The 10793-nt window shown below is 67.7% G+C and carries 11 protein-coding genes; 3 read left to right on the forward strand and 8 right to left on the reverse strand.

Going from position 1 to position 10793, the window contains the following annotated elements:
• From Q1V87_RS04540 to Q1V87_RS04555, 4 genes are all read right to left on the reverse strand, one after another.
• Nucleotides 1–763: TRAP transporter large permease subunit (locus tag Q1V87_RS04540; RefSeq protein ID WP_300591027.1), on the reverse strand; the 763-nt coding region annotated here is incomplete at its 3' end.
• A complete protein-coding gene (locus Q1V87_RS04545; protein WP_300591028.1) occupies nucleotides 763–1314 on the reverse strand; it encodes a TRAP transporter small permease subunit in 552 nt (183 codons plus the stop codon). The genes Q1V87_RS04545 and Q1V87_RS04540, both read right to left, overlap by 1 nt.
• Before the next feature lie 2 nt (nucleotides 1315–1316).
• On the reverse strand, nucleotides 1317–2339 hold the full coding sequence (locus tag Q1V87_RS04550) for a DctP family TRAP transporter solute-binding subunit (RefSeq protein ID WP_300591029.1): 1023 nt from the start codon (nucleotides 2337–2339) through the stop codon (nucleotides 1317–1319).
• A 53-nt stretch (nucleotides 2340–2392) separates the two neighbouring features.
• The gene (locus tag Q1V87_RS04555; protein WP_300591030.1) at nucleotides 2393–3496 is read right to left on the reverse strand and encodes a mandelate racemase/muconate lactonizing enzyme family protein; all 1104 of its coding nucleotides are present in this window, start codon (nucleotides 3494–3496) and stop codon (nucleotides 2393–2395) included.
• A 26-nt stretch (nucleotides 3497–3522) separates the two neighbouring features.
• On the opposite strand from Q1V87_RS04555, the gene Q1V87_RS04560 reads away from it, so the two are divergent.
• The 3 genes from Q1V87_RS04560 to Q1V87_RS04570 are packed head-to-tail and all read left to right on the forward strand — an operon-like array spanning nucleotide 3523 to nucleotide 5619.
• On the forward strand, nucleotides 3523–4017 hold the full coding sequence (locus Q1V87_RS04560) for an SDR family oxidoreductase (protein WP_300591031.1): 495 nt from the start codon (nucleotides 3523–3525) through the stop codon (nucleotides 4015–4017).
• Nucleotides 4014–4643, forward strand: coding sequence for a bifunctional 4-hydroxy-2-oxoglutarate aldolase/2-dehydro-3-deoxy-phosphogluconate aldolase (eda, locus tag Q1V87_RS04565; protein WP_300591032.1), 630 nt, complete (start codon nucleotides 4014–4016; stop codon nucleotides 4641–4643). The genes Q1V87_RS04560 and eda overlap by 4 nt, the downstream gene beginning before the upstream one ends.
• A 1-nt stretch (nucleotide 4644) precedes the next feature.
• A complete protein-coding gene (locus Q1V87_RS04570; RefSeq protein WP_300591033.1) occupies nucleotides 4645–5619 on the forward strand; it encodes a sugar kinase in 975 nt (324 codons plus the stop codon).
• Between the two features lie 113 nt (nucleotides 5620–5732).
• On the opposite strand, the gene Q1V87_RS04575 is transcribed toward Q1V87_RS04570, so the two are convergent.
• From Q1V87_RS04575 to Q1V87_RS04590, 4 genes are all read right to left on the reverse strand, one after another.
• Complete coding sequence (locus tag Q1V87_RS04575) at nucleotides 5733–7250, reverse strand: aldehyde dehydrogenase (NADP(+)) (protein ID WP_300591034.1); 1518 nt, start codon at nucleotides 7248–7250, stop codon at nucleotides 5733–5735.
• A 39-nt stretch (nucleotides 7251–7289) separates the two neighbouring features.
• The gene (locus Q1V87_RS04580) at nucleotides 7290–8477 is read right to left on the reverse strand and encodes a fumarylacetoacetate hydrolase family protein (protein WP_300591035.1); all 1188 of its coding nucleotides are present in this window, start codon (nucleotides 8475–8477) and stop codon (nucleotides 7290–7292) included.
• Nucleotides 8478–8892: 415 nt separating this feature from the next.
• Complete coding sequence (locus Q1V87_RS04585; protein ID WP_300591036.1) at nucleotides 8893–9126, reverse strand: hypothetical protein; 234 nt, start codon at nucleotides 9124–9126, stop codon at nucleotides 8893–8895.
• A gap of 201 nt (nucleotides 9127–9327) precedes the next feature.
• Entirely contained in the window at nucleotides 9328–10566 is a 1239-nt protein-coding gene (locus Q1V87_RS04590; protein ID WP_300591037.1) for an IS256 family transposase, read from the reverse strand.
• Between the last annotated feature and the right edge of the window lie 227 nt (nucleotides 10567–10793).

Below are 10793 nucleotides of genomic sequence, written 5' to 3' on the forward strand. Positions count from 1 at the left end.
TGCCCGCCAGGACGAGCATGTAGACCACGCCGACGCCGGCTGCCTCTGTGGGGGTGAAGATCCCCGACAGGATGCCGCCGAGCACGATGACACCGGCTCCCATCGCCGGCAGCGACTGAAGCACCGGGAACCAGCGCTCGCGGCCGTGGACAGCGGGCAGACGGAGATCTTCACGCTTGCGCGTCATGATCCAGACCATCAGACAGAGCAGGACGACCATCAGCAGTGCCGGCACGATGCCCGCGATGAACAGCGCCCCCACGGATACACCGCCCGCGACACCGTAGATGATCGCCGGCAGTGACGGTGGCAGGACCGGCGCGATGAGCGACGATGAGGCGGTCAGACCGGTCGCGAACGTGGCGGGGTAGCCGCGCTGCATCATCGCCGGCACCTGGACGCGACCCATTGCGGCCGCGTCGCTGATCGCCGCGCCCGACATCCACGAGAATCCGAAGCTGGTGAAGACGTTCACGTAGCCGAGGCTTCCGCGCACGCGTCCGAAGACGGCCGTCGCGGCGTTGAACAGCTTGTCGGAGATGCCGCTCGCGTTCGCGATGTTCCCAAGCATGATGAACAGAGGCACGGCCAGCAGCGGGAACGCGTTGACGCCCGAGATGGACTGCTGCGCGGCGACGGCGAGGTTCGCGGTCGAGTCGAAGGAGATGTACACCAGCGACGGCACGAACAGGGCGATCGCGACGGGCACCCGCATCGCCAGCAGAACAAGCAGGAGAAGGATCATCCACGTGAGAGTGAACATCAGTCGATTGCCTCCACGTCGATGACCGGCTTGTTCACGTACTGCGACGGATACCGGAGCGACAGATAAACGTTCACGAGGGAGTGCACCGCGATCAGGCTGAACCCGACGATGGCGGATGCGTAGAAGACAGCCTGCGGGATGCGAGACGCGGGCAGCAGGATGTGGCCGGCCTGCATCACGAGCTGCACGCTGCCGATCGCGAGCATCGACGCGACGACAGCGCTGATGAGCGCCGCGAACGCGTCGATGCCCGCCATCACCCGGCCGGTATTGCGCGCCGAGTACAGCTGCACCACGATGTTCCGCCGCCGGGCGGTGACGAACGTGGCTGCCACGAACACGAACCACACGAAGGTGAATCGGGCGAGCTCTTCGGTCCAGATGAGCGGTGCGTTGAGGACGAACCGCGTGAACACCTGGAGGGCGACGAGCGCGAGCAGCGCGACGAGCAAGACCACCGCGACGATGATCTCGGTGCGTACGAGCCACCGATACAGTCGCGATCGCGTCTCCGGAAATTCCGGGTCAGCGGGCTGGGTGTCGGTCAATTTCAGTTCTCCTGCAGCTCGAGGAAGAAGTCGGCGAACTCGGGCATGTTGTTCGGAACGATCTCGGAGGCGCGCTCGCGGAAGGAGTCGACGTCCACGTCGCGGTTCACCGTGATGGCGCCGCTCTCTTCCCATTCGACCAGGAAGTCCTCTTCCTGCTGCTCGACGCAGTCACGAACCGCGGCCTGCGCGTCCTTGCCTGCCTGGCGGAGTGCCTCCTGCTGGTCCTCCGACAGAGAGTTCAGCGTCGCGTCCGACGTCAGCAGCATGACGCCCTGGATCATGTGTCCGGTGAGGTTGATGTAGTCCTGCACCTCGTAGAACTTCTGGCTGGCGATCGTCGGGATCGGGTTCTCCTGCGCGTCGACCGTGCCCTGCTGAAGCGCGAGGTAGACCTCGTCCAGCGCCATCGGCGTGGCGGTGCCTCCCATGATCTCCGCCATGGTCATGTACATCGGCGCGTTGGCGGCACGAAGCTTCTGACCCTGCAGGTCGGTGTAGGTGTTGACGGGGTTCTTGCTGGTCACGTGGCGCGTGCCGTAGTACCAGGCACCGAGCACGTCGAGTCCCGAGCTCGTCTTCAGGTCGGCCCACAGCTGCTGGCCGATCTCACCGTCGAGGGTGTCCTCGAAGTGGTCGACGTCGGAGAACGCGTACGGGGCGTCGAGCATCGCCACGCGGGGCTCGTACAGTCCGAGGAACGACGGGCCCGCGATGGCCATGTCCAGCGCACCGCCGGCGACCTGCTCGATGGTCTCCTCCTCGTTGCCGAGCTGGCCGGAGGGGAAGCCCTCGACCTGCAGCCCGCTGCCTTCGAGCGATTCGTTGAGCGCGGGGACGCCGCACGCGCCGACGGGGTGGGAGGCGTCGTACTGGTACGACAGGCGCAGGACGCGGTCGGCTGCCGCCGACGAGTCATCGGATCCCGCGTCGCCGCTCGAGCTGGGGGCCGTCGTTCCGACACAGCCCGACAGTGCGAGCACGCCGACGGCGGTCATCGCGGCAAGGGTGAGTGCTTTCCTCATGGTGTTCTCCTTTGGACGTGCGGCGCGCGGGTCGCGCCGCGAGGGGGTGACAGTTAGATGCGATCGGCGGTGTCGACGGACCACGCCGCGAGCTGAGCGTCGTTCCAGACGATTCCGAGCCCGGCTGAATCGGGCGCGGTGACCATGCCCGCGTGCGGGGCGATCTCGTTGTGCATGACGCCGCGCAGTTGGGGGATGTGCTCGACCCACATCCCGTTGGGTACCGCACACGCGAGACTCACGTGCAGCTCCATCAAGAAGTGAGGCGCGACGGGGATGTTGGCGGCTTCGGAAAGGTGAGCCACTTTCAGCCAGGGTGTGATTCCGCCGACGCGAGCCACATCGACCTGGATGATCGAAGCCGCCTCGGCGTCGACGTAGGTCTGGAACTGGCCGACGGAGTACAGGGTCTCGCCGACGGCGATCGGGACGGCGCTGTGGCGCGCGAGCTGAGCGTGGCCGGCGACGTTGTCGGCGGGCAGCGGCTCCTCGAGCCAGCCGATGCCGAGGTCGGCGTACGCGGCGGCACGGCGGATGGCCTCAGCGACGGTGAACGACTGGATCGCGTCGACGAAGATCTCGAAGTCGTCACCGACCGCGGCGCGCACCGCACGGAGCCGCTCGACGTCTCCGTGGACGGTCGGCTTGCCGACCTTGACCTTGGCGGCGCGCATACCCGACGCCTCCACCGCGGACACGCCTTCGACGAGTTCGTCGATCGAGAGGTGGAGCCACCCGTTCTCGGTGTCATAGCAGTCCAGCTCGTTTCGGTAGCCCCCGGCCGCGACCCACAACGGTGTGTCTTCGCGGCGCCCGTTGACGTCCCACACCGCCGTGTCCACGGCGGCGAGGGCGAGCGAGGTGATCGCACCGGGGGCAGTGGCGCGCGTGGATGCGAAGAGCGTGTTCCAGATGTGTTCGGTCCGGCGCACGTCCATGCCGACGAGCTGCGGGAGGAAGACGTCGCGCACCAGCGCGAGGACGGCGCTGCCTCCGGTCCCGATCGTGTAGCTGTAGCCGCGTCCGGCGTGTCCGTCGGACGTGGCGATGTCGACGAACACCGTCTCCTGCGACTGGAAGCTCTGGATGGCGTCCGTGCGTACTGTCTCGACCGGAATATCGACAAGGTGCGCGGAAGCAGAGGTGATGACGGTCATGCGGCTCAGTCCTCGAAGATGTCGGAGTGGGCGGTGTAGATGGCGTCGCGCACATCGGCCGCGAGGCTCAAGTGCTGGCCCATGAGTGGGACGAGGTCATGCAGGTCAACCTGTCGAGCCAGTTCGTCCTGACCCAAGCTGTCGGCGGCGCGATGCTCGCCCGAGGAGCAGGCAAGATCATCTTCACCGCGAGCCTCCTGAGCTTTCAAGGCGGAATCAACGTGCCCGGATACACGGCCGCCAAGTCGGGGGTGGCGGGTCTCGTACGCGCCCTGTCGAACGAATGGGCCGGTCGCGGGGTCAACGTGAATGCGATCGCCCCCGGCTACATCGCGACCGACAACACCCAGGCGCTCCAAGACGACGTCGACCGCGCGCGTGCGATCCTTGAGCGGATTCCCGCCGGCCGCTGGGGGCGCGGCGATGACCTAGTGGGGGCGACGGTCTTCCTCTCGTCCGCCGCGTCGGACTATGTCGATGGCGCGGTGATTCCCGTGGACGGCGGGTGGCTGGGCCGATGAGCGTGCTCGAGCATCCGATCATTCCCGTCATCGAGATCGAGGACGCCGAACACGCCGTCCCTCTGGCCGATGCACTGACCGCCGGCGGGATCGGCTGTGCCGAGATCACGTTGCGGACGGATGCCGGGCTGGCGGCGATCCGGGCGATCGCGACGCACCGTCCCGACTTCGAGGTGGGGGCGGGCACGGTGATCGAGTCCGCCCAGGTCGCTGAGGTCACCGAGGCAGGGGCGCGTTTCGTCGTGTCGCCGGGTCTCGACCTCGACGTCGTCGACGCGTCGCGCGCGGCGGGGGTCGTGGCCATACCGGGTGTCGCGACGGCGACGGAGATCCAGCGCGCAGCGCGACAGGGGCTCACTCACCTCAAGCTCTTCCCCGCTGGAGTGCTCGGAGGACCCGCGTTGCTGAAAGCGCTGGGCGGGCCGTTCCCAGGCATCCGCTTTCTGCCCAGCGGCGGCGTGAACGCGCAGACCATCGCCGAGTACGCCGCGCTTACGAACGTCTTCGCGGTCAGTGGAAGTTGGATGGCCTCGCGCTCGCTCATCGCCGCAGGCGACACCGGTGTCATCACGCGTCTGTCGGCGGCCGCCGTCGGCGCGTACCGCAGCGCATCGGAGCGGGCCTGACATGGGAGGCCTCGTCCTGACCGTCGGTGAAGGGCTCGGCGTCTTGCAGCCGTCTGGCGGAGGCAGTCTTGAGGCAGGCGACGCGTCGGTGTCGACCGGTGGTGCCGAGGGCAATGTCGCGGTCGGGCTCGCCCGCCTCGGAACACCGGTGCGTTGGGCGGGACGTGTGGGGCGCGACGGCATCGGCCGGCGCGTGACGGGCAGCCTTCGCCGAGAGGGGGTCGAGGTCGTCGCGTTCGAGGACGCTCAGGCCCCGACCGCGTTCTTGGTCAAGGAGTCCCCCGCCCCAGGCCGCACCGTCGTGTCTTACTACCGGACGGCGTGCGCGGGCAGTCGACTGAGTGTCGACGACGTCGCCTCGCTCCCCCTTGACGATGTCGCCGTCATCCACGTCACGGGAATCACACTCGCCCTGTCAGACTCCGCGTCCGCCGCGATCGATGCACTCGTTCAGCGCGCCCGCGATAACGGAGCACTGGTGTCGTTTGACGTCAACCATCGCGCGCGCCTCTGGGGCGAGCGTGATGCGAGCGCGGCGTACCGACGTCTCGCCGCCCGCAGCGACATTGTGTTCGCGGGTGACGACGAGGCAGCGCTGCTCGTCGGCGGGACACCCGAGCAGATGCTCGAAGGCATCGCGGCGTGGGGCGCTTCTGAGGTTGTCCTCAAACGCGGGGTCCAAGGAGCACTGGCGCTCATCGACGGCGACCTGCACCGACGCGCAGCGGTAGCCGTGGACGTCGTCGACACCGTGGGTGCCGGCGATGCATTCGTCGCCGGCTATCTCGCCGAGCGCCTCCGCGGGGCGGACGCGCAGTCGCGCCTGCGTCTCGCGACCTTATGCGGCGCCGCCGCGTGTCGCGCGCCCGGCGATTGGGAAGGCGCCGCGACACGCGACGAAGCCGTCACGATCGAGCGCGCGGCAGCCGGCCGCTCCCCGGCGCAGGACGACTCCGGAGACCCCGTCATCCGCTGAGCCGGCGCGTGATCCGTGTCGCTCGCGGAGGAATCCGCGGGCGACGCGACGGGGGTCGCGTGGTTCGGCCGGCCCGGTGATGCGTTCGCGCACCTCCGAGCCGACCGAATACCTCACTGTGCGGGTTCGAGTGCCCCATCGACGCGTCGCGGCACGCCTCGGTAGCCGTCGCGGAGCTCCTCCGGAAGCAGGCCCTCCGGTGCGTTCTGCCAGGCGAAGGGTCGCAGGAATCGGCGGATCGCTGTGATTCCGACAGACGTGTGAATGGTGTTCGTCGCCGGCCACGGACCACCGTGGTGCTGGGCCCAACCCACGCGAACACCGGTCGGGAACCCGTTGTACACGAGACGCCCGGCACGCTTCTCGAGCGTCGGCAGCATGCCCTGCAGCCATGCGAGGTCACTCGGCTCGGCGTGCGTGCTCACGGTAAGGGAGTCGGGCACAGCCGCGAGCGCCCGCTCCAGCTCCGCGTCGTCGCGGTAGGTGACCAACAGGACGAGGGGCCCGAATGCCTCCGCGGTGTGCGCAGGGGTGACGTCGCCTGCGTCGACGCGCAGCACGCGCGGCGCGACCGTGAACCCGTCGCCCGCCGCGTCCGGACTGCCGAGCAGCGAGGTCACGCCGGGCGCGGCCTCGAGCTCCTTCTCCGCCTCCCGGAACGACGACAGGACGCGATCGTTGAGCAACACGCCCGCATCGACCCCGGTCATGGCTGCGACGACGTCGGCCGCGAAGCGCTCCCCCGCCTCGCCGGCCGGAACGAACGCCACGCCGGGTTTCGTGCACAGCTGACCTGCCGAGCCGGTGACCGATACGGCAAGCCCGCTCGCGATCTCCGCCGAGCGCGCTTCGAGGGCAGCCGCGGTGATGAGCAGCGGGTTGACGCTCTGCAGCTCGCCGTAGAACGGGATGGGGGTGTCTCGTTCGGCGATGATCTCCATGAGTCGCGAGGCGGCGCCGAGTGATCCGGTGAAGCCGACGGCGGCGATCTCGGCACGAGCCACCAGCCGCGCACCCGGCTGCTGTCCGTAAACGATGCCGATCGTGCCGGCAGGCGCGCCGACCTTCTCGGCGCCGCGGCGCAGCGCGCGGTACGACGCACGCGACGTCAGGAGGTGCGCGCTGTGCGCCTTCGCGATGACGGGGTTGCCTGCGGCCAGCGCCGAGGCGGTGTCCCCGCCCGGTACCGAGAACGCGAACGGAAAGTTGCTCGACCCGAACACCGCGACCGGCCCGAGCGGGAGCAGCATCCGGCGAACGTCGGGTTGGGCGCCCATGGGGGTGTCCCCGGCATGGTCGATCGCGGCTTCGAGGAACGACCCCTCGCGCACAGCCTCGGCGAACAAGCGCAGCTGATAGGTCGTGCGGGTCAGCTCGCCGTTCAAGCGGGCATCCGTAAGCCCGGTCTCGGATGCCGCGGTCTCGACGAGCCCGGCGCGGTCAGCTTCGAGCTCGTCGGCCATCGCCTCGAGCAGGCCGGCGCGCCAGTCTCGTCCGCGCCCGGCGATATCCGCCGCGGCAGCGGCAGCGGCAGCGACGATGTCGTCGAGTTCGGCATCGGTCGTGGCGGTGATGTCGGTGTCGGAACGAGCGCCGGTACGCGGGTCGGTGGTGGTCAGGATCTGGGTCATGTCGTCTCCTCTGGCGTCGTGTCGGATGTCGTCATGCGGTCACAGCAGGTCACGGGAAGCCAGATTCCGCATCAGCGCACCCATGCCGAATGTCCACTCGTCACACGTTTCACTGTGCTGCACCACGTTGACGAGGGCTCCGAGTTCGCGGGAAGCGATCGTGACCACGTCGTCCAGCTTGTGGGTGAAGCCCATTCCCTCGGCATCCCGATCTTCGATGGGAGCAAAGAGTGTACCCAGCATCAGGATGGCGCCATCGGGGTACTGGTGGTGAGGCCCGATCAGCTGCCCGACAAGGTCGAGGGGGTCGCGGCTGATTTGGCGCATGTCGGACTCGGCGCGCATCGTGAACCCGTCAGTCCCACGCACCTCGACCGTCACGGCCATCCCGCGCACGTCGTCGATCGTGAACGCATCATCGAAGAGTCGGATGAACGGTCCGGTCGCGCACGCGGCGTTGTTGTCTTTGGCCTTCGGCAACAGCAGCGCGCTACGCCCTTCGACGTCGCGGAGGTTGACGTCGTTGCCGAGCGTCGCGCCGACAACCGTGCCAGACGAGGTGACGACGAGTGCGACCTCCGGCTCGGGGTTGTTCCACGTCGACGACGCCAGCACGCCGATCTGCTCGCCCGTACCCCGGGACGACAGCGGCAGCGCCTTGGTGAAGATCTCCGCGTCCGGGCCGATGCCGACCTCGAGGTACTGCGACCACAGACCTTCGCCGATGAGCATGTCCTTGAGCTTCATCGCCTGATCGGAACCGGGAACGAGTCCGCGCAGGTCGCCGCCGATGTGCGCGGTGATCGTCTCGCGCAGCGCGGCCGCCGCCGTGGCGTCTCCCCGTGCCTGCTCCTCGATGACGCGCTCGATCATCGAGACCGCGAATGTCACGCCGGCGGCCTTGACGGCCTGAAGGTCGTGTGGGGCGAGCAGCCATGACCGGCTGTCGTCACGGACGTCGAACGGCGTGTTCGCGTAGATGTCCGCCGCCGATCCCAGATCGTCGCCGATGGCTGCGCGGGCGGCGGCGACCGGGTCGGGCTCTTCGAGCAGGTCGCGGACGGTGGCGAACACCGGAGTCAGCGCGCGCACACGTCCCTTGTGGATGAGCACGGGGGTCGGGCCGGAAACGGCGGGATCCCACACCCGCCCGATGAGCACTGCGCGGTCGGCGTCGGTCGGCAGCGCGTCGGATAGAGCAGGGAACCAGGGGGAGGGCGAGGTCACGCAAAGACTCCTTCAGCAGTCAGAACCCCTCCAGCCTACGCAAAGGTCAAATGATTTTGGCCGTCGGTGCCCGGAACACCACTGAGAACACCACAACCCCCCTTACTCATCAGCCCACGACCGCGCACTCCGGAGGAGATACGCACTCCGGAGGGCCAATCCCCGGAATCGACCCTCCCGAACGCAAATCTCCTCCTGAGTGCACCAGGCACGGGCGACGCGCCCACCAGCGCGGCGGCGCACCCAGGCAAGGCACCGCGAGGCACCGAGCACGAACTCAGGACGCGCGGAGCCCGCGAAACAGCGACGCCCCGGAAACACGCGCCAGAAGAGCCGAGTTCGGCGCGCGCATCCTGAGTTAGTGCGCGTCGAGCCGCCGATACCCACACCCCGCGCACCGCGAACCCCCACACCGTCAGCCGGCCCAGCTCGCGCGTAGCTCCCCCGTCCGCACATCCACCGCGAGCTTGAGCGACGACGCGACCGCCACCTGCAGCAGCGCCTCGAGTTCCGACGCGACGGCCACCCGCGCCGACGCCAGGTGCCCCGGCAGCGCGACCTCCACCGCGCCCAGCGCCAACAGCTCGCCCCACGTCAGGTCGGCGAGCATCCGCAGCGCCGAGGCGTCGCCGACGAACCCATGCCCCACCTCGTGCGGCGCTCCCGGGCACGACTGAGGGGCGGCCCCGTCCGGGACGCCCCTCAGTCGCTTGGCCGCTCACACCAGGCGTGCGACTGGCGGAGATGCGATATCGCGGGTTGCGTCATTCATCGGTCGACGTCCATCAGCCGCACGATCTTCAGTGCGCGAGGGTGTGTCAGATTAACGGTGGATCTGGCCTGGCGCATTTCAGTTGATTCGGCCTTCGAAGGTGATCGCGAAGGCGTTGAGTGCGGGCTTCCACCTGGTGACCCAGCGTGCCCGACCCCGGCCGGTCGGGTCAAGCGACCGCGTCACGAGATACAGGCACTTCAGCGCGGCGGCGTCGTTCGGGAAGTGCCCTCGCGCTCTGACCGCTCTGCGGTAGCGGGCGTTCAGAGACTCGATCGCATTGGTGCTGCAAATGATCTTGCGGATCTCGACGTCGTAGTCCAGGAACGGGCTGAACTCCGTCCACGCGTTCTCCCAGAGCTTGCGGATCGCCGGATACATGGTGCACCACTTCTCCGCGAACTCCTCGAACCTCGCCCGTGCCGCGGCCTCGGTCGGCGCGGTATACACCGGTCGGAGGTCGCGAGCGATCTGGTCCCAGTACTTGCGTGACGCGTACTTGAACGTGTTCCGGATCAGATGGATGATGCACGTCTGCGTGACCGCGTGCTCCCACGTCGTGGTGATGGACTCGGGCAGACCCTTGAGTCCGTCGCAGACGACGATGCAGACGTCCTCGACGCCGCGGTTCTTGATCTCGGTGAGCACGCCGAGCCAGAACTTCGCTCCTTCGCCGCCGTCGCCGGCCCAGATCCCGAGGATGTCTCTCTCACCGTTCACGGTGACTCCGACAGCGACGTAAAAAGGTTTGTTGCGGACCTGCCCGTCGCGGACCTTCACGACCAGGGCGTCGATGAACACCACCGGATACACGCGATCCAACGGACGGTTCTGCCACTCCGTCATCTCCTCGATGACCTTGTCGGTGATCTTCGAGATCGTGTCCTTTGACACCGAGGCACCGTAGACGTCGTCGAAGTGAGCCGCGACCTCACCGGTCGTCAGCCCTCGCGCGGTGAGCGAGAGGACGATCTCATCGATCCCGTCCAGCCGCCGTTGCCGCTTCTTCACGATCTTCGGCTGGAACGACCCGTCCCGATCCCGCGGCACCTCGATCACGACAGGACCCACCTCGGTGAGCACGGTCTTGGAACGCGTCCCATTCCGCGCGTTCTCACCAGTCGAGCTGCCGTGCTTGTCGTAGCCGAGATGCTCGGTGATCTCCGCCTCGAGCGCGGTCTCCAGCACGGTCTTCGTCAGCCCGCCAAGCAGGCCACCGGGCCCGACGAGGCTGACGCCTTGCTCCTTCGCCTGCGCAAGCAGCTGCTCGGCGATCTGTTGCTGATCAATGATCTCTCCCGTCACAGGATCGATCATCTCGATGGTCTGGCTCACAGCCCTTCCTTTCGGTCAGGCCAGTCCCAGATCCACCGTTTTCCTGACAGTCCCCCGCCGGCGGACTCACCCCATGACCCCCACCGGATGTCCGAAGAGCCCCATATGGACACACCGTGGACATTTCATCTGCGAAATGGACAACTTCAAAAAAAACCTACACTAGCTAGTGTAGGAACCGCTCAGAGATGTCCACGACGACTCGACGA

This window comes from Microbacterium sp. (genome assembly GCF_030149085.1).
Classification (GTDB): domain Bacteria; phylum Actinomycetota; class Actinomycetes; order Actinomycetales; family Microbacteriaceae; genus Microbacterium.